The sequence below is a fragment of the Streptomyces sp. NPDC050617 genome, from assembly GCF_040654795.1.
GTDB lineage: Bacteria > Actinomycetota > Actinomycetes > Streptomycetales > Streptomycetaceae > Streptomyces.
Map to the genome: position 1 here is coordinate 57,746 of NZ_JBFAIS010000003.1, position 18,379 is coordinate 76,124.

At 71.3% G+C, this 18,379-nt stretch carries 15 protein-coding genes; 7 read left to right on the forward strand and 8 right to left on the reverse strand.

Translation table 11 applies throughout. From position 1 onward, the window contains the following. Nucleotides 1-51 precede the first annotated feature (51 nt). The 3 genes from AB0I49_RS05280 (at nt 52) to AB0I49_RS05290 (ending at nt 2,558) form a co-directional block, all read left to right on the forward strand. The gene (locus AB0I49_RS05280; protein WP_363225488.1) at nt 52-831 is read left to right on the forward strand and encodes a GPP34 family phosphoprotein; all 780 of its coding nucleotides are present in this window, start codon (nt 52-54) and stop codon (nt 829-831) included. Between the two features lie 427 nt (nt 832-1,258). Next, nucleotides 1,259-2,122, forward strand: a complete 864-nt coding sequence (locus tag AB0I49_RS05285; RefSeq protein ID WP_363225489.1) for a helix-turn-helix transcriptional regulator — start codon at nt 1,259-1,261, stop codon at nt 2,120-2,122. A gap of 229 nt (nt 2,123-2,351) precedes the next feature. After that, nucleotides 2,352-2,558, forward strand: coding sequence for a DUF397 domain-containing protein (locus tag AB0I49_RS05290; RefSeq protein ID WP_363225490.1), 207 nt, complete (start codon nt 2,352-2,354; stop codon nt 2,556-2,558). Nucleotides 2,559-2,808: 250 nt separating this feature from the next. Here AB0I49_RS05290 and AB0I49_RS05295 read toward each other — a convergent pair whose 3' ends face one another. Beyond that, on the reverse strand, nt 2,809-3,696 hold the full coding sequence (locus tag AB0I49_RS05295) for a hypothetical protein (RefSeq protein ID WP_363225491.1): 888 nt from the start codon (nt 3,694-3,696) through the stop codon (nt 2,809-2,811). A gap of 157 nt (nt 3,697-3,853) precedes the next feature. Between AB0I49_RS05295 and AB0I49_RS05300 the strand changes: the two genes are divergently transcribed. After that, nucleotides 3,854-4,636, forward strand: a complete 783-nt coding sequence (locus tag AB0I49_RS05300) for an SDR family oxidoreductase (RefSeq protein WP_363225492.1) — start codon at nt 3,854-3,856, stop codon at nt 4,634-4,636. A 396-nt stretch (nt 4,637-5,032) separates the two neighbouring features. Then, a complete protein-coding gene (locus tag AB0I49_RS05305) occupies nt 5,033-6,598 on the forward strand; it encodes a sodium:solute symporter family protein (protein WP_363225493.1) in 1,566 nt (521 codons plus the stop codon). Between the two features lie 103 nt (nt 6,599-6,701). Here AB0I49_RS05305 and AB0I49_RS05310 read toward each other — a convergent pair whose 3' ends face one another. Both AB0I49_RS05310 and AB0I49_RS05315 read right to left on the reverse strand, forming a co-directional pair. Next, nucleotides 6,702-8,417, reverse strand: coding sequence for an alpha/beta hydrolase (locus tag AB0I49_RS05310; RefSeq protein ID WP_363225494.1), 1,716 nt, complete (start codon nt 8,415-8,417; stop codon nt 6,702-6,704). A 304-nt stretch (nt 8,418-8,721) separates the two neighbouring features. Continuing rightward, nucleotides 8,722-9,297: a DUF308 domain-containing protein gene (locus tag AB0I49_RS05315; protein WP_363225495.1), complete on the reverse strand. Its 576-nt coding sequence runs from the start codon at nt 9,295-9,297 to the stop codon at nt 8,722-8,724. 280 nt (nt 9,298-9,577) lie between these two features. Between AB0I49_RS05315 and AB0I49_RS05320 the strand changes: the two genes are divergently transcribed. Further along, nucleotides 9,578-10,057 (forward strand): NUDIX domain-containing protein, encoded by a 480-nt coding sequence (locus AB0I49_RS05320; protein WP_363225496.1) that lies wholly within the window; start codon nt 9,578-9,580, stop codon nt 10,055-10,057. Between the two features lie 30 nt (nt 10,058-10,087). On the opposite strand, the gene AB0I49_RS05325 is transcribed toward AB0I49_RS05320, so the two are convergent. Further along, a complete protein-coding gene (locus AB0I49_RS05325) occupies nt 10,088-11,206 on the reverse strand; it encodes an ADP-ribosylglycohydrolase family protein (protein ID WP_363225497.1) in 1,119 nt (372 codons plus the stop codon). Nucleotides 11,207-11,466: 260 nt separating this feature from the next. Here AB0I49_RS05325 and AB0I49_RS05330 point away from each other — a divergent pair, with 260 nt between their 5' ends. Beyond that, entirely contained in the window at nt 11,467-11,724 is a 258-nt protein-coding gene (locus AB0I49_RS05330; RefSeq protein WP_363225498.1) for a hypothetical protein, read from the forward strand. Nucleotides 11,725-11,758: 34 nt separating this feature from the next. Here AB0I49_RS05330 and AB0I49_RS05335 read toward each other — a convergent pair whose 3' ends face one another. From AB0I49_RS05335 to AB0I49_RS05350, 4 genes are all read right to left on the reverse strand, one after another. Then, entirely contained in the window at nt 11,759-12,904 is a 1,146-nt protein-coding gene (locus AB0I49_RS05335) for a hypothetical protein (RefSeq protein ID WP_363225499.1), read from the reverse strand. A 323-nt stretch (nt 12,905-13,227) separates the two neighbouring features. Next, nucleotides 13,228-14,244: a hypothetical protein gene (locus AB0I49_RS05340; RefSeq protein ID WP_363225500.1), complete on the reverse strand. Its 1,017-nt coding sequence runs from the start codon at nt 14,242-14,244 to the stop codon at nt 13,228-13,230. A gap of 198 nt (nt 14,245-14,442) precedes the next feature. Next, complete coding sequence (locus AB0I49_RS05345; protein WP_363225501.1) at nt 14,443-17,043, reverse strand: bifunctional FO biosynthesis protein CofGH; 2,601 nt, start codon at nt 17,041-17,043, stop codon at nt 14,443-14,445. Nucleotides 17,044-17,253: 210 nt separating this feature from the next. Next, nucleotides 17,254-18,114 (reverse strand): TIGR03619 family F420-dependent LLM class oxidoreductase, encoded by an 861-nt coding sequence (locus AB0I49_RS05350; protein WP_363225502.1) that lies wholly within the window; start codon nt 18,112-18,114, stop codon nt 17,254-17,256. Nucleotides 18,115-18,379: the final 265 nt, after the last annotated feature.

The window sequence follows — 18,379 nt, forward strand, 5'->3', positions numbered from 1 at the left end:
GATGAATGTGAGAGGGGTCACCCTGTCATTCATCCACGCGGGGAGGCATGGATGGGCAGGAGCCGCAGAACAATTCCGGAGGAGCTTCTGCTGCTCGCCTTGGACCCGGCCACGGGTACCACGGCGCAGCCGCAGTCGCTCGACCTCGGCCTGGCCGGGGCCCAGCTAGTAGAGCTGGCTCTGGCAGGACGGATAGCCCCAGACGGGGATCGTATCGCCGTGGTGATGCCACGGCCGACAGGAGATCCGACTTTGGACTCCGCGCTCGAACTGCTGCGGCGACGCGGCAGTCCGGTCCGCGCCGTCCACTGGATCGGCGGGCCCAGGCTGGGGCTCCGCCAGACGTATCTCACGCATCTGGAGCGGTGCGGCATGGTCCATGCCGTCGCGGGCCAGATGTGCGGGGTGCTGCCGACGACGCGCTACCAAGCGACGGAGACGGCCATAAGCCGGGAAATCAGGGCCCGGCTGGACAGCGCGATCCGCACCGGCGTACCGCCGGACCCGCGGACCGCGGCGCTCGCCGCGCTGGCCCACGCGGTCGGCCTCGGCAAGCACCTCTACCCCGGCAACGAGGGGCGTTCGTCGCGCTCCCGGCTCCGGGACCTCATCAGGCACGACCCGATGGGCGGGCTCGTGGCGCACGCCGTCATGGATGTGCAGAACGGGGTCGCCGCCCAGCCGCGGCGCGCGCCGGCCACGAACGGCGCGGGCGGCGGCGCACCCGGCGCCTCCGGACGCCAGCCGGCCGCCCGAGCCACGGCGGAACCCGCCGGAGTCGGCCTCCAGACGGCGCACCGCGGGGCCATGGCCCGCGTCGGGGCCCGCTGACGTCCGACGGGGCCGCACCAGCCGTACCGGCACCCCCAGGCGGTACTGGCGGCCTCAGCAGTACGCGCAGCACCCAGCAGCACCAGTAGGGCTCAGCAGCACCCGTAGCACCGAGCAGGGCTCAGCAGCACCCAGCAGTACCGGCAGACCGACAGCACCGAGCAGTATCCGTTCCACCGACCGCACCGCAGTCCCCGTGACCCGGTTCGGGAGCCGCATCCAGTGCGCGGGGTGGTGGGCCGGCCGCCCCGGACGACGGCCGACCCGCCACCCCGCGCGCGTATGCGCGGGCGTGTACGCGCGGGTACCGCACCCGCACTCCGTGTGGCCATTTTCCAGCGCGGCGGCGGCGAGTGGTGGCAGGCTGCCGAGCAGGAGATGACAGCAGCAGGAGACATCAGCAGTACGGAGCCGGAGGTGCGTCCCCGTGGCGTCCAGTGTCAATCCCACCGTCCGCCGACGCCGGTTGGGCCAGGAGCTGCGCAGGCTCCGCGAGGAGAAGGGCATGACGGCGGAGGAGGTCGCCGACCGCCTGCTGGTCTCCCAGTCGAAGATCAGCCGCCTGGAGAACGGGCGCCGCAGCATCAGCCAGCGCGATGTGCGCGACCTGTGCGGGGTCTACGAGGTCCAGGATCAGCACCTGGTCGAGTCGCTGATGCAAATGGCCAAGGAGTCCCGGCAACAGGGCTGGTGGCACGCGTTCGGCACCCTCTCCCCCACCTACAGCGTCTACATCGGGCTGGAGGCGGACGCGGTCTCGGTGCGCAACTACGAGTCGCTCATCGTGCCCGGCCTGCTCCAGACCCCGCAGTACGCGGAGTCGGTGATCCGCGGCATGTGGCCCGAGGCGTCGATGGACGACGTGGAGAACCGGGTCGGCGTGCGGCTGCGCCGCCAGGACCGGCTGCACGCCCCGGAGCGGCCGCTGCGCTTCTGGGCCGTTCTCGACGAGTCGGCCCTGCGGCGGGTCGTCGGCGACCGGCAGACGATGCGCGAGCAGTTGGAGCGGCTGATCGAGCTGAGCCACATGCCGCATGTGACGCTCCAGATCCTCCCGTACTCCGTCGGCTCGCACCCCGGCATGACGGGCACGTTCTCCGTCCTCGAATTCGACGATCCCTCGGACTCGACCACCGTCTATATCGAGGGCGTGACCAGCGATCTCTATCTGGAGAAGCATTCGGACGTGCAGAAGTACGGGGTGATGTACGAGCACCTGCGGGCGCAGGCGCTGAACGCGGACGAGACCAGGAAGTTCATCCAGGACGTGATCAAGGAGTACGCACTCTGAGAGGGCCCGCGAGGAGCCCCTCAAGCGGCCCCGCAAGCGGCCTCGCGAAGGGCTCGGCGGGCGAAGGGGCCGTAAGGTACACCCTTGTCTCGGAGACATGGAAGACCCAGCTGACATATGCCATCCGGTCGGGTGAACTCCTCTGCACTCCTGCGATGTTGCGGCGTAGCGTCATCTGCACGTCGAGAAGCGACAGCTTCTCATCGAACTGCAATTTCGCGGAGTGAACATGAAGCAGTCGCACAGCGCCCAGCCCATGTGGCGGAAGTCCTCCTACTCCGGCGTGAACGGAAACTGCGTGGAGGTGGCGACCCCCCTGCCCCGGTCCATCGACGTCCGCGACTCGAAGGACCCGCAGGGCCCCGTCCTCACCTTCACCTCCGAGGCGTGGTCCGCCTTCCTCGGCACCGTGGGCGAAGGAACGTACACCTTCTGATCGCCGCTTCCGCCTTCCAGCAGCACCGCGGCACAACGATTCCGCGATAACGCATAACAGCGATCCGCAGAGCAGTAACCCGCGTTACCGCAATACGCATAACTACGCATAACACCGATCCGCAACACCGCATAGAGCCCTCTCGACTGGTCCGCCGTCCCGGCCGAGGGGGCTCGGCCATGCGCGCGGCCGGATGCGCGTACGTACGCACGGCCGCGTTCACGTAGGTACGGGCTACCGGATGTACGGGCTATCGGAGCTGGTCCACGTACCGGTCCGTGCCGGGAACGGTCGGTATGAAGGGCGCGACCAGTTCCACCCGCGCCCCGAGCCCGGCCGCCGCCGTCTCCGCGCCCAGCGAGTCGAAGTGCCCGGCCCAGCAGTCGCGCGGGTCGCGCTCCAGGAACCACAGCACGGTCAGCCGGGTGTCGACGCCCTCGACCTGCTTCACGTACGACATCCGGTCGCCGGGCAGCGGAGTCGGCCGGAAGACGGTCGCCATCGCGGCCGGGGAACCGGCGAGCCGCTTCGGCAGCTGGTCGTCGACCAGCCGGCGCAGGAGCCCGGCCCGCTGCCCGGCCTCGGCCGTGTCGATGACTTCCAGGACGAGCCCGGCGTAGGGGTGGTCGAGCGCGTGGAAGTCCCGCGGCCCGTCCGCGCCGTCCCGGTAGACGGTCGCCTCGTGGTCCTGGAAGGCGGTGAAGACGTGCGTACGGTCCTGGTGCACGCGGCCGTCGCGGTTCAGCCGCTTGTTGATGCCGACGGTCCACCGCATGTGGTCGTCGTAGCGGCCCTCGGTGATCCAGTAGGTGGAGAGGTAGCAGCCGGCGGTGACGGGGCGGGCGACGGCCGATTCGCGCGGGTAGCGCAGGAGCTGGAGATCGCGGGTGGCGACCCAGCGGCGGCCCGCGTAGATCCAGGGCATGGCCATCGCCCCGGCGATGTAGTGGTCGTCCTCGTACCAGCGGTTGTAGGCGTGTTCGTGGCCCGGATGGGGCTCGACCATGGTGATCAGCGCGTGCCCGGGGCGTACGCCGTACGGGCCGGTGGAGGCGAGCCGCCCGTAGAGCTCGCCGTGCGTGCCGTCTGCGCGCGTCTCGTCTGCGCTGGTGTCGTGTGCGCTGGTGTCGTCTGCCATGACACAGCTATAACTGATACTCCGTCAGATGAGGATGGGCGCCGCAGGAATCGGAACGGACGCCCTCTGCCATTCCCGCCCCGCAGCCTCTAACCTGACTACCCGTCACATCACGCGTCGCGCACTGTCGCGATCCGGCGAGTCGGGAGGCACAGCCATGCCACTGAGCGGGAAGTCCGTGCTGATCTGCGGCGTCGGCGCCGGACTCGGACACCAGGTGGCGGCGGCCTGCCTGCGCGACGGCGCGACCGTCACGCTCGGCGCGCGCACGGAGTCCCAACTGGCCAAATGCGCCGACGAGCTGGACCCGGGCAGCCTGCGCAGCGCGTGGCGGGCGACGGACGTCGCGGACGAGGAGCAGTGCGCGGCGCTCGCGGCGCTCGCCGTGGAACGATTCGGCACGATCGACGCCGTCGTCCATGTCGCGGCCCTGGACAGCCACTTCGGCGGGCTGGAGGACGCCGACTTCGACGCCTGGCGGCGCGTGCTCGATGTGAACCTGCTCGGCGCGCTGCGCATGACCCGCGCCTGCCTGCCCGCGCTGAAGGAGCGCGGCGGCTCGGTCGTGCTGATCGGCACCCAGTCCTCGGTCGCGGCCCCCACCGAGGTGCGGCAGGCCGCCTACGCCGCCTCGAAGGGCGCGCTCGTCTCGGCCATGTACTCGCTCGCGCGCGAGCTTGGGCCGCACCGGATACGGGTGAACACCGTGCAGCCCGGCTGGATGTGGGGCCCGCCGGTACGGGCGTACGTACAGCACACGGCGCGCACGGAAGGCGTACCGGAGTCCGAGGTGCTGCGCCGGCTGGCAGGCCGCATGGCGCTGCCGGAGCTGGCGACGGACGGGGACGTGGCGGAGGCCGCCGCGTTCCTGGCCTCCGACCGGGCGCGAGCGATCACCGGCCAGTCGCTGCTGGTCAACGCAGGCGAACTGATGCGCTGACGACTGCGCGCCGACAACTACGCGCCGAGGACTTCACGCTCACGACTGCGCTCTACTGATCGGCAGCCCCTTCCCGCGTGCCGCGCCCCGTGCGGGACGGCGGCGACGGCGGTAACGCCGCTGTGCGGCCGGCCGGTTGACGGATACCCACTGACGAAGTGCCCGCCCATCGTGTGGCCGGGGTCACGTTCGGGACAACGCCCCAGAGGGTCAAGAAGAGGCAAAATCGTTCTGCTTTCTGATTGCCGTTCATATCCCTGACCGTGAACACCCTTGACCGGCCGCCGGGACAAGCGGTTCAATCCCGGAAGTCCCCGCTCCCGCAGCGGGACACCGCCTGTACGGACGTACTGACGAAGCGCGCTCCCGTTCACAAGGCGGACCCCTGGAGGGGGCATGAACAGTTTCGACTGGGCCGTACTCATCGGCTACTTCGGCGTGATGGTCGCGATCGGCGTCTGGTCCCACAAGCGCGTGGGCGACGTGGGCGACTTCTTCACCGCCGGCGGCAAGATGCCCTGGTGGCTGTCCGGCATCTCGCACCACATGTCCGGCTACAGCGCCGTGATGTTCACCGGCTACGCGGGCATCTCCTATACGTACGGCATCACGTCCTTCGTCACCTGGTCGCTCCCGATCGCCGTCGGCATCGCCATCGGAGCCAACCTCTTCGCGCCCCGCCTCAACCGGCTGCGCTCCCGGCTGCACGTCGCCTCGCCGCTCGAATACCTCAAGAACCGCTACAACCTGCCGACGCAGCAGGCGCTGGCCTGGTCGGGCGTGCTGCTGAAGATCGTGGACGTGGGCGCCAAGTGGGCCGCCATCGCGACCCTGCTGTCCGTCTTCACCGGGGCCTCCCTCAATCAGGGAATTCTCATCACCGGCGTCATCACGGCCGTCTACTGCACGGTCGGCGGCCTGTGGGCGGACGCGCTCACCGAACTGGGGCAGTTCATCATCCAGTTGCTGGCCGGGGTGGCGATGCTCGTCACCGTGCTGTCGAAGATCGGCGGGGTCAGCGGGCTGTGGAACGTATGGGACAAGCTCCCCGCGGGCCACACGCACCCGACCGCCGGCCCGTACACGGTGACGTTCCTGCTCGCGTACCTCTTCATCAAGACCTTCGAGTACAACGGCGGCATGTGGAACCAGGCGCAGCGCTACATGGCCACCTCCAGCGCCCACGCGGCCAGGCGCTCCGCGTGGCTGTCGGCGGCGCTGTGGCTCGTGTGGCCGGTGGTCCTCTTCTTCCCGATGTGGGTGGCGCCGCTCCTGGTCCACGCCAAGAAGCCGGACGCCTCGGACTCCTACGCGCTGCTCACCGAACAGCTGCTGCCGCACGGCCTGCTGGGCCTGGTCGTCGTCGGCTTCTTCTCGCACACGATGGCCATGTGCTCCTCCGACGCCAACGCCATCGCCGCCGTCTTCACCCGCGACATCGCGCCCGTACTCTCCCGCAAGGCGCGCCAGTGGTCCTCGCGGGCCGGGCTGATCGCGGCGCGCGTGACGACGGTGTCCTTCCTGGCCCTGTCCATGGCCATCGCCACCCAGGTCAACTCGCCCGCCTTCAAGGACATCATCACCATCGTCATCAAGTGGGTCGCCGGGCTCATGGGCCCCATCGCCATCCCCTTCATGCTGGGCCTCCTGCGCCCGTTCCGTAAGTCCGGCCCCACGGCAGCCCTGGTGAGCTGGGCCGTCGGCCTCTTCGGCTTCTGGCTCACGAACTACGGCATCGCCGGGCTCTCGCTCCAGGTCCAGATCGTGACGCCGGTGGCGACGTCGCTGGTCCTCTTCATCCTCGTCGGCTTCATCAGGCCGGAGGCCACGCCCGAGCGCGACGCCGTCATCGCGAAGATCAACACCGATGACGACGGGGCCGGGGCCGGGGCCGCCGTGGCGGCGGCCGGTACGCCCGAAGAGGGACACGTGGACCGTACGGTGACGAGTGCTTCGGAGTAGGGCGGGGCGTGTGGGCGTACGGGCGCGTACGGACGTGTGAGGGTACGGGCGCGGGGACATACGGGCGTGAACGCTTCGGAGTGGGGCGGCGCCCGTCAGCCCGTCAGCCCGTCAGCTTCCGCGAAATGATGTCCCGCAGGCGGGCGAGGTCCCGCTCGCCGATGCCGGGGGGCCTCAGGACCGCGTTCCAGCCGTCGACGAAGTCGGCCTTGTAGGTGTGTCCATGGCCGTCGGGCACCGCTGTGGCGAACGGGAGGTCGGCGGTGACCTGCCAGAACGTCACGAACGGGACCCAGAACATGGATCTGAGCACGTCGTGGCCGGGAGCTTCGCCGATCCAGTCCGGCTCGTCGTACAGGAGACGCGGGCCCCACCAGACGATGGGGTCGGAGGCGTGCAGGAGGTACAGCACTCGCGTGCCGCGCCACGGTGCGTGCGACGGCGGGATGTTCACCGCGGGGGCGGTGGCGAACCGTACGGTGCGCCCGTTCTTGTGGACGGGCTGGACCTCGGGGCTGCCGGGCTCGCGGTGATCGCTGAACCGCCGGAACAGGGTGTTGAAGTTGGGAGGGCCCGCGAAGAGCGCGCCCGCCGTGCGGTTGCGCAGGTCGTATTCGCCGCTGAAGGCGGCTTCCCCGCCGAACGACCCCAGGCTCTCACCGGCCACGTACAACCGTGGGCGCTCGCCTGCGGGCAGCTTCGACCAGGCGTCGAAGACGGCGTCGAAGAGTTCGCGGCCCGCTTCTCCGGCCTTGGACCGGTCGACGAGATACGACATCCACGAAGGCAGGTAGGAGTACTGGAGCGAGACGGTCGCCGCGGCGCCGCCGGTGAGGTGCTCGAAGGTGTCCACCGCGGCGGGATCGACCCAGCCGCTGCCGGTCGTGGTCACGACGAGGAGGTTGCGGCGCTTGAATCCGCCGGCGCGGCGCAGATCGGCGACCGCGCGAGCGGCCCGGGACTCCGTGTCGTCCGCCGTCTGGAGCCCCGCGTACGCGCGGACGGGCTCCGCGGCCCGGCGCCCGGTGAACCGGCTGATCTCGGCGGCCGAGGGCCCGCCGGCCACGAAGGTCCGCCCCTCCCTGCCCAGCGAGTCCCACGGCACGGACGAGCCCGGGCTGCCCGAGCGCAGGGCGGTCGTAGGCCGGCGCACTCCTTCCGCCGTCTGCGTGTCGCGCAGCGAGAACGCCTGGTTCGCCGCTGCCACCAGGCCGTCGACGAGCACACCGCTGAAGACCAGATAGGCCGCGGCCACCACGAGTACCCCGCCGACCGCCTTCGCCGCCTGCTCACCGGTCCAGCGGCGGAGCAGGCGGACCAGCCGGCGGTACAGCCGCCGGACCCCCCGGGCGGCCGGCAGGATGACGCAGAAGAGCGCGAACGCGATCAGGGGCGAGAGGACCGTCTGGAGGAGGCTGTAGTCCGTCACGCCCACCAGCCGACGGATCTGGTGCTGCCAGTACTGCCCGAACCCGAACGCGGTGCCGAACAGGACGAGCCCGGCGACGAGGAAGAGCCGCCAGGCCCGCCGCCGCGCGGTACGCCGTCCGCGATCGGCGAAGGCTCGCCAGACCCATGCCGCGGTGACGCCGAGCCCGTAACCGATCGCCGCGAGGATCCCGGAGATCACCCCCTGAAGGATTCCGCCGCGCGGGAGAAGCGACGGGGTGAAGGACAGGCATGCGAAAAGCAGCGCCCCCCAGGCGCCGGGCAGGGTGACGCGGACCGCTGCCGGCGCACCGCCGCCGTCGGCTCGCGTGGCACCGCTACGGGAGTCAGGTGACGTAGCGTCAGGTGGTCCCGGCGGCTGGTGGTTCATGGCCCCTCCGGCCGGATCATTCGCGATTCACCCGAATTGTCACCTGCTGGTCCCGCCGCTCCCGGCTCGCCACTCCAGCCCGCGACGCGCCCTTCGGCGGAGTGCGGCACCGCGAAGCCGTCGGCGGCCGGCCGTACAGCCGCCCGCCCCCGGGCGCAGCTCAGCGGCACGCGGCGTCGGACCACGGCGGCGGCCGTTACGCGGCGGCGGTCGTCACGCAACGGCGGTGGCCGCTACGCGACGGTGGTGGCCGCTACGCAACGGTGGTCGTCACACGGCGGTGGTCGCTACGCACCGGCGGTCGTCACGTACCGGTGGTCGCGTGTCGGCCGGAGCCGTGACGCGAGTGCGCCAGGGACCGCAGCGTGAAGGCGTGGATCACTTCGATGAGGCCGACCGCGATCAGCCAGATGCCGGTGAACACCGCCAGGGTGACGATCGAGGTCATGGGCCAGGAGATGACGATGATGCCGCCGAGCGCGGCCAGCAGCCCCAGGAACACGCCCCAGCCGCTATGGATCTCGATGGAGGTCACCACGGTGGCGATGCCGTACATCAGCAACCCGATTCCGATCCACAGACTCAGCAGCAGCACCGACGTGTGCAGCGCGTTCCGGAAGCAGAGCAGGCCCAGCGTGATCGACAGCGCGCCGACGAGGATGAGCAGGACGCGCATGCCGCCGCTGACGAACGTGCCGAACGCGGCCACGATCTCCATCACGCCGCTGATCAGCAGGTAGATGCCGAACAACACGCCCAGCACCAGCAGCGTCCGGCCCGGCCACACCAACGTGATCACGCCGATCGCGATCGCGGCGAGCCCCAGCAGCAACAGCGCCTGCCACGCGGCCTTGCCCAGCCGCTCCAGGGGATTGCTCACGCCACCCCCGCGGGGGTGACCCGTATCACTCATTTCGGACATATGTGTTGTATGCCCGATCGTGTGCGGATGCCGTCGCCCCCGGTCCGCTACTACCCGAATGGCCGAACGGCCCCGGCGTGGCAGCGGTGCCATTGGTGCGCTCCCACGCGTCAAAAGCCGGTGCCTCAGGGGCCGACCGTCTACGAGCACGGTCCGGCACATGCTCCGCCGCCATCCGCACGGCCTCAAGCAGGGAAATCAGCCGTGGCGCGGGGTTCGGGCAACCGATAATGCCGGGATGCCCCTGCCCCTGCCCCCGCCCCGCCCCAGAATCCGTGTCGCCGCGTACGTGATCCGGCACCGCGCCGTCCCCGAACTCCTGGTCTTCGACCACATCGGCATACCGGAGGCGGGCACCCAGGTGCCCGCCGGAGGGGTCGGCCCCGGCGAGGCGGCGGAGGCAGCCGTCCTCCGCGAAGTCGCCGAGGAGACCGGGCTGCTGACCACCGCCGTCGTCCGGCAGCTCGCCGTCGAGGACAAGCCGCACCCCGAAACGGGAGCGCCGCGCCGGACCTCCTTCTTCCACCTGCGGGCCCCGGCGGACACCGCCGACGCGTGGACCCACCGGGTCGGCGGCGACGGAGGCGACGCCGGCCTCGCCTTCGCCTGCCGGTTCCTCCCGCTCCCGCTCGTACGGCCGCTGGCCGACGAGCAGGACGCGTGGCTGGGGCGCGCCGATCCGCGCTGGACCACTACCGGAACCGGCAGCGGCCGGTAGTCGGCAGCCGGCAGCCGGAAGACATTCGTTTTACGAGCGCGGGTACCGCTCCAGCCACGCCTGCGTCGAACCCGCCGGGCCGTGCAGCGCGGCCCCCTGCGTCATCTCCATCGCGAAGTCGTCCGCCAGTTCCAGCACCGTGGCCCGGCCCTCCAGTTCCGCGAGCCAGCCCGGCGGCAGCGCCGTCTCGCCGTGCATCGCGCCCAGGAGATTGCCGCAGATGGAGCCCGTGGAGTCGGAGTCGCCGCCGTGGTTGACGGCGAGCAGCAGCCCATGGCGTACGTCCTCGGCGACCAGCGCGCAGTAGAGGCCCATCGACAGCGCCTCCTCGGCCGTCCACCCCTCGCCCAGCGCCTCGACGCGCTCCGGCGAGGGCAGCCCCTGCCGTACGGCCCCGAGCGCCTGCTGGAGCGCGTCCGTCGTCTCCTCGTGGCCGGGGCGCGCGGCGAGCAGCGCCAGCGCGCGCTGCACCGAGCCGTCCAGCGACTCGCCGCGCGCCAGGCCGTGCATGATGACGGCGAAAGCGCCCGCCGCCAGATAGCCGGTGGGGTGACCGTGCGTCTGCGCGCCGCATTCGACGGCGAGCTGGAAGACCAGCTCCTGCTCCCAGCCGACCAGCAGCCCGAACGGGGCGGACCGCATCACGGCCCCGCACCCCTTGGAGTCCGGATTCTTCGGCTTCTCCACCGTCCCCATCGTCTCGTCGCCGAGCCCCGACAGGCAGGCGCGGCCGGGGGCGCGCTGCGCGTACAGCCACTCCTCGCGGGCGAGCCACCCGGCGTCCGGCTTGCGCTCGTCGGGCCCCCAGTCGCGCTGGGTGGCCGCCCACCGCAGGTAGGCACGGTGCACATCGGTCGGCGGGTGCCAGGCGCCCGTGTCGCGCCGCACCTGCGCCCGGATCAGCCCGTCCACCGTGAACAGCGTCATCTGAGTGTCGTCGGTGACGGCCCCGCGCCGCCCGTACGCCGGTACGTAGTCGGTGACGCCCTCCGCTCCGTGCCGCGCGCGGATGTCGGCCAGGGAGTCGAACTCGATGCCCGCGCCGAGCGCGTCCCCGATGGCGCCGCCGAGCAGCGCGCCGCGCACCCGGCTGCGGAAGTCCTGCTGCTCGACGCGGCCCCATATGGCAGTAGCTGCGTTCGCGCTCACGCCTTCGCCTCCTTGCGTCGGCTCGTTCTGCCGGATCGTTCTCTCGGCTGGTTCTGGCGGCTGGTTCTGGCGGCTGTCCCCGTCCCGGCCGTCGCGCATATCGGCCGTGGTCAGCCGTACGACGTACGCCCGGCACTTGTCAGGTACCGGACCGACTCAGCACTTTAATCGACCGCCACCGGTCACTTCCGGCCGATCCGCGGTACGGGCGACAGCGCATCCGGACGATCAGCGGGCCGCCGGGTGGGCATGCTCTGGGTATGTCCGACTCGTTCGAGAGTGACCGCACCACCATGGCCGTCATCGCCTGCGCCCTCGCGGACGACAGCGACGGCGCGGTGGAGCTCCTCAAGCCGCTGGACGCCCGCGACGTCTCCCGGATCGCGGTCCGACTCGCGGCGATGGCCGCCGACGCCCTCATCTCGGCCACCCAGGAGAACGGCGGCGACCGCGCGGAGGCCCTGGCGCGCTGGCAGCAGTGCATCCTCCAGCACGAGATGGAGCACGAAGGGGGATGACCGGACCGCCGGGCCGCCACGCCGCCGGGCCGCGCTACTGGTCGCGGGCCCGGCGTTCGCGCAGGGCATCGCGGATGCCGGACGCGCGCTGACGCACGTAGGCGTCGGCCCGTGCCAGGGCGTCCTGATCGAAGGCGTCCGGGTCAACGACCGCTCGGTCGAGGAGGAGCGAGTCGGGGAGGGTGTCCACCAAGTGCTGCGCCATCTTGATCGAGGCTGCTTTGGGGGGCTTGGCGGGCTTGGCGGGTTGAGCGAGCTTCGCGGTTTTGTGGGGAGCCGCTGCCGTGCCCGGTGCCGCCATACCACTCAAGGCAGCCGCGCCGCCCGGGGCCGTCCCGTACCGCACCGGGCCGGGAGTGCCCTCCACTCCCCCGTAGCAGCCGTCGCACACGCCGCCTCTGAGCGCGGCCGCGCGGCCGGGGGCCCGGCAGACGACACACTCAAGGACCAACGGCGTGCGCTTGGGGGACCACCGTGCGGGTGGCATCTTCATCTCGATCCGCTTCTCGACGAACCGCTTGGGCGCGCCCACTTCGGGAGGCAGCCCCGAGATCATCTGGGTCGTGAAGTACGGGCCGGACAGATCGCGTTTGAGCCATTCCTCCACCAGCGGCTGGAGCGCCCGGCATTCGGCGGCGGAGAGCGCCAGCCGGCGGTCCGCCTCGCCGAGCCGCGCCAGCAGCCGGTACGCGCGCTCCGCCCGTGGCACGGGCTCCGTGGCCACCTCGGCGACGGGCTCGTTCTCCGCCTCGGGCACGAACGCGGGCCGGGCCTCCGGCTCCTGCCACTCGTCCATGTCCTGCCCGCGCTGAAAGGCGGCCCACCACGCGTCGCTGCGCGGCACCCGTGAGAAATACGTGCGGGTGACGTGCTTTCCGCCGTCCAGGCACTCCGTGAACCGCCTCAGATGCCCCTCCAGCGCCAGTCGCCGCAGCACCGTGCCGAGGGCGCACTGCCCGTATTCGAGCTGCGCGGCCAGCGCCTTGATGGAGATGCAGGTGCCGTCGGGCAGCCGGTCGATATACGAGGCGATGGCCGCCTCCCGCCTGGGCAGATGCGCGAAATCGGCTGCCTTGCGGGGGCCTTGGCCGGAAATGGTGCGCTTGCCGTAACCGACTGCCGCCATCCGGGGGCGGAGGTCTGTCTCGGAGTCGTGGGCGCTAAAGTCTGCTGGAGCCATCAGGATCGCGTTCTCGATCTCTCGTGGTTAGACCCCCGTCGTGCGCGCCAACGCCTTCGGGGGTCGCTTCTTGAGTGCTTGAGCGGCACCGTACACGCTCCCAGCCCTCCGTGGCGACTCGATCACCAAAAGTCATCTCCCCTGGTCCGCTGCCCTCTCAGGGTTGGTGAGGAGGGTTATGTTTCCCCGACCGTTCCATTGGGATCGCTCGGATCCCGGGTACCGGATCCTGTGCCTTGAGCTCCGGTCGCGAGCAGGGGCGACGGCGGCGCGGAGACTCGTCACCTGTTCCGGGGCGGCGTCCCCGGAACAGGTGACGGGGGTCAGGGGGCCGTCGGGCGGACCGTGTTCATGATCTTGGCGATCTGGTCCTTGGTCAGGGCGTCGGGAACGCCCTGGTCCGCGTAGATCACCCAGCCGTGCATGGTGCCGTCCGGCATCTTCTGGGCGATGCTGTGGACGATGGCGGTGGCCGGTACGCACTTGCTGGCACGGTTGGCGATGGTCACCTCGGCGGTGGCGGTGTAGCCGTCGATGCCGTTGTGCTTCCACGGCTTGGCGGGGCCGACCTTCACCTTCGGCTTGTTGGCGGGGCCGCCGTACGCGGCGAAGCCCCAGTTCCCGGCCCAGTTGCGGGCGTTCTCGGGGAGCGCTCCCGCCTTGCCGCCGCCGGTGGTGCCGACGGTGGCGAGCTGGCCCTTGCCCGCCTCGCCGAACGCCTTGGGGTTCGCGGTCGAGGCGCAGCCGCCCTCGCGGTAGTTGGACGTGCCGGTCATCACGACGATCGGCTTGCCCTGGTCGTCGTTGTAGGCGAGGGCCTGATCCGGCGAGAAGGTCTGCCACTTCTCGGCCTTGCCGGGCACGTCGTAACGGAAGTGGTGCTCGTCGCGGGCCTGCGTCTGCCAGCCCGTCACCATCGGCTTGTCGGCGGCCGACCCGGCGGGGTCGCCCGACGGCGCGCCCGACGGGCCCTTCCCGCCGCCGGCCGGGGCCTGGGAGGCAGAGGCGGAGGCGGACGACTTCGGCTTGTCCTTGGCCTCGTCCGACTTCTTGTCGTCGCCGTCGCCGCTGGTCAGCAGGTACACCCCGCCGCCGATGACCGCCAGCGCCACCACCGCGCCGACCGCCGCGAGCAGCCCCTTCTTGCCATTACGGCCGGGCGGCTGCGATCCGGGACCCGGAACACCGGGACCGGCGGGACCCGGAACACCGGGGCCGGCCATGCCGGGGCCGGGCGCCTGGCCCGGCGGACCGTACGCCGGAGCCCCCGGCCCCCACACCGGCGGCGGACCGAAACCCTGCGGCTGCTGCGGCTGCTGCGAGGGCTGGGGCTGCTGCACCTGCTGAGTCGGCTGCTGCTGCGGGGGCTGGGGCGGCTGCGCGGGGTGTTGCGGAGGTGGCGGTGGTTGCTGAGGGGCCTGCTGCGGTCGCTGAGGCTGATCGGGCTGTTGGGGATTTTGCGGCCAAGACATCCGCACACCTTATGCACCCGTCGGTTTCCAGCCAGTTTGTGCTCGGCAACGGAACCGTAACCGCCGCTAGTCCCCCAGCACCGGCAGCAGCTCCGGGAGGTGCCCGTCCGAGGCGAGCGCCGCCGTCTGGCGCTCCTCCGGCACCTCGCCGTACGTCGTCGTACGGACCCGGGACGGCCGGCCCGCCGCGTCCGCGATGGCGACGAGGTCCTGGATCGAGCGGTACGAGCCGTAGGAGGAACCGGCCATTCTGGAGATGGTCTCCTCCATCAGCGTGCCGCCGAGGTCGTTCGCGCCGGAGCGGAGCATCTCGGCCGCGCCCTCCGTGCCGAGCTTGACCCAGCTGGTCTGGATGTTGGTGATGTGCGGGTGCAGCAGGACGCGGGCCATGGCCGTGACCGCTCGGTTGTCGCGAGTGGTGGGACCGGGGCGGGCGATGCCCGCGAGGTAGACGGGGGCGTTGGTGTGGATGAAGGGCAGGGTGACGAACTCGGTGAAACCGCCCGTCTCCTGCTGGATCCGCGCCAGCGTCCGGAAGTGCCCCAGCCAGTGGCGCGGCTGGTCCACGTGCCCGTACATCATCGTGGAGGACGAGCGGATGCCCAGCTCGTGCGCCGTCTTGACGACCTCGATCCAGGTGGCGGCGGGCAGCTTGCCCTTGGTCAGGACCCAGCGGACCTCGTCGTCGAGGATCTCGGCGGCGGTGCCGGGGATCGTGTCGAGCCCGGCCTCCTTGGCGGCGGTCAGCCACTCGCGGATCGACAGGCCCGTACGGGACGCGCCGTTGACGATCTCCATCGGGGAGAAGGCGTGCACGTGCATGCCCGGCACGCGCTCCTTCACGGCGCGCGCGATGTCGAAGTAGGCGGTGCCCGGCAGGTCCGGGTGGATGCCGCCCTGCATGCAGACCTCGGTCGCGCCGACCTCCCACGCCTGTTCGGCGCGGTCGGCGACCTGCGAGAGGGAGAGGGTGTACGCGTCGGCGTCGGTGCGGCGCTGGGCGAAGGCGCAGAACCGGCAGCCGGTGTAGCAGACGTTGGTGAAGTTGATGTTGCGGGTGACGATGTACGTGACCTCGTCGCCGACGGTCGCGCGCCGCAGGTCGTCGGCGACGCGGCAGAGCGCGTCCAGCGCCGGGCCGTCGGCGTGCAGCAGCGCCAGCGCCTCGTCGTCGGTGAGCCGGGTCGGGTCGTCGGCGGCGACCGAGAGCGCGGAGCGGACGTCGGCGTCGATGCGGGAGGGGATCATGCCGGGGGCCGCCGCCTCGCGCAGCGCCTCCCAGTCGCCGTACACGTCGTCGAAGTCGTCGCGCCGGTCGGCGGTGCGGCCCTCGGTGTCGATGGTGTGGTGCAGGTCCGTACGGCCGGAGGCGCCCAGCGAGAAGCCTTCGTCGGGCTCCTGCCAGGGGTGGCCCTCCACCACCGCGTCCGGGCGGGCGAGGCCGGTCTCGGGGTCGGCCAGCGCCCGTACGTGCGGGAGCAGCCGCGGGTCCAGCCAGGGCTCGCCGCGCTGGATGAACTCGGGGTAGACCGCGAGCCGTTCGCGCAGTTCGAAGCCGACGGCGGCGGAACGCTCGGCCAGCTCGTCGATCTGGGGCCAGGGGCGCTCGGGGTTGACGTGGTCGGGGGTGAGCGGCGAGACGCCGCCCCAGTCGTCGATGCCGGCCTCGATGAGCTGGGCGTATTCGGAGTCCACCAGATTCGGCGGGGCCTGGAGGCAGGCGGCGGGGCCCATGATGTGCCGGGCGACCGCGACGGTGGCGACCAGGTCCGCCAGCTCGGCGTCCGGCATGCCGCGCATCGCGGTGTCCGGCTTGGCGCGGAAGTTCTGGATGATGAGTTCCTGGATGCCGTGGTAGGCGCGGGCCGTCTTGCGCAGCGCGAAGAGGGATTCGGCGCGCTCCTCGTACGTCTCGCCGATGCCGATCAGGAGGCCGCTGGTGAACGGCACGTTGGAGCGGCCGGCGTCCTCCAGGACGCGCAGCCGGACGGCGGGCTCCTTGTCGGGCGAGCCGTAATGCGGGCCGCCGGGCTCGGACCACAGGCGGGTGGCGGTCGTCTCCAGCATCATGCCCATGGAGGGGGCGACGGGCTTGAGCCGCTGGAGGTCGGTCCAGGACATGACGCCGGGGTTGAGGTGCGGGAGGAGCCCGGTCTCCTCCAGGATGCGGATCGCCATGGCGCGTACGTACGCGATGGTGTCGTCGTACCCCTCGGCCTCCAGCCACTCCCGCGCCTCGGGCCAGCGATCCTCGGGCTTGTCGCCGAGGGTGATGAGCGCTTCCTTGCAGCCCAGTTCGGCCCCGCGGCGGGCGATGTCGAGGACCTCGTCGGGGGACATGAACATCCCGTGTCCGGCGCGGCGCAGCTTGCCGGGGACGGTGACGAAGGTGCAGTAGTGGCATTTGTCGCGGCAGAGCCGGGTGAGCGGGATGAAGACGCTGCGCGAGTACGTGATGACGCCGGGGCGGCCCGCGGCCTGGAGGCCGGCGTCGCGCACCCGGCCCGCCGAGGCGGTGAGGTCCTTGAGGTCGTCGCCGCGCGCTTGCAGCAGCACGGCGGCCTCGGAGACGTCCAAGGCCACCCCGTCGCGGGCCCGTTTGAGCGCGCGACGCATGGCGTTGGCGGTCGGTGCGGCCTGGTCGGGTACCTGCGCGCTCGAAGTCATCTTTTGAGGATACGAGCGGGCACTGACAGTGAGACGGCGACGGGCGCGCTGTTTGTGTGGAGCTGATCACGTCAGGCGGAGGTGCCCTCCAGGTGTACCGGAGGGCACGATTCCGTACGGACGCGGAGCAGACGCGGGCGCGGAGCAGACGCGGGCGCGGACCGGCCGAGCCCGCGGCACGCCCGCGCCACGCGCGTCGCGGATACAGCGTCACAAATACTGCGCGTACTCGTCCAACGTCCGCAGCACCTCGGCCTCCCCCGCCGCGGGCAGCTCCAGCACGACCTCGGACACCCCCAGATCCCGGTAGCGCGCGAGCTTGCCCTCCGACGGCAGCACCCCGCACGGGACGACCTCCGGCCCCTCCCCCTCGCGCCCCGCGTCCTGCCACGCCTGCCGCAGCACCGGCAGCGACTGCGCCAGACCGCCGCCGCCGATGGGCATCCAGCCGTCCGCGTACTCCGCGATATGCGCGAAGAGCTTCGGCCCGGCCATGCCGCCGATCAGCGTGCGCGGCCCGGTCAGCGGCCCGGCTCCGGCGCGCTCGCGCGGCGGCGTCACCGGCTTGGGGTACGCGAGGCTGGCCCGTACGGACGCGAACTCGCCCTCGTAGGACTCCGGTTCCTCGGCCCACAGCGCCCGCATCAGCGCCATCCGGTCCCGCACCAGCTCCCGGCGGGTGGACCACTGCACCCCGTGGTCGGCGGCCTCCTCCACGTTCCAGCCGTACCCGATGCCGAGCGTGAAACGTCCGCCGGAGAGGAAGTCGAGGGTGGCCGCCCGCTTGGCCAGGTCGACGGGGTCGTGCTGGGCGACCAGCGTGATCCCGGAGCCCACGGCGAGGCGCTCGGTGACCGCGGCGGCCTGGCCGAGCGCGACGAACTGGTCGAGGGAGCGCCCGTATTCGCGCGAAAGCGGCTCCCCCATGGGGGCCGGGGTGTCGCGGCTGACGGGTATATGGGTGTGCTCGGGGAGATACAGGCCGGAGAATCCGCGCTGCTCCAGCTCGCGCGCGAGCCGTACCGGACTGATCGTCTCGTCGGTCAGGAAAATCGTGGTGGCGATCCGCACTGAAACACCTCCGTCACAGGGGGAACGGCGGCCATGGGACGGCAGCCGTGAAAGGGGGCGGCCCTGGGCGCCGCGTTCACGGTATGCCCAAGGGGCGCCGCAAGGAACGTAGGGAAGACCGGTCCCGGACGCGCCGCCGCCACGCCGTCCTCCACCTGGCCGACACGGTCGGCACAGTCGACACATCTGGCGCGGCCCACCCGGCCGAGACGGGGAGACGGCGAGACGGCGAGACGGCCGAGGCCGCACCGCAACACCACACAGC

Bases quoted from the DNA above. Each gene is read 5' to 3' on its own strand.
- AB0I49_RS05335 (WP_363225499.1), bottom strand. From the start codon at position 12,904: ATGGCTCCAGCAGACTTTAGCGCCCACGACTCCGAGACAGACCTCCGC.
- AB0I49_RS05290 (WP_363225490.1), top strand. From the start codon at position 2,352: ATGAAGCAGTCGCACAGCGCCCAGCCCATGTGGCGGAAGTCCTCCTAC.
- AB0I49_RS05330 (WP_363225498.1), top strand. From the start codon at position 11,467: ATGTCCGACTCGTTCGAGAGTGACCGCACCACCATGGCCGTCATCGCC.
- AB0I49_RS05295 (WP_363225491.1), bottom strand. From the start codon at position 3,696: ATGGCAGACGACACCAGCGCACACGACACCAGCGCAGACGAGACGCGC.
- AB0I49_RS05305 (WP_363225493.1), top strand. From the start codon at position 5,033: ATGAACAGTTTCGACTGGGCCGTACTCATCGGCTACTTCGGCGTGATG.
- AB0I49_RS05310 (WP_363225494.1), bottom strand. From the start codon at position 8,417: ATGAACCACCAGCCGCCGGGACCACCTGACGCTACGTCACCTGACTCC.
- AB0I49_RS05320 (WP_363225496.1), top strand. From the start codon at position 9,578: ATGCCCCTGCCCCTGCCCCCGCCCCGCCCCAGAATCCGTGTCGCCGCG.
- AB0I49_RS05345 (WP_363225501.1), bottom strand. From the start codon at position 17,043: ATGACTTCGAGCGCGCAGGTACCCGACCAGGCCGCACCGACCGCCAAC.
- AB0I49_RS05300 (WP_363225492.1), top strand. From the start codon at position 3,854: ATGCCACTGAGCGGGAAGTCCGTGCTGATCTGCGGCGTCGGCGCCGGA.
- AB0I49_RS05280 (WP_363225488.1), top strand. From the start codon at position 52: ATGGGCAGGAGCCGCAGAACAATTCCGGAGGAGCTTCTGCTGCTCGCC.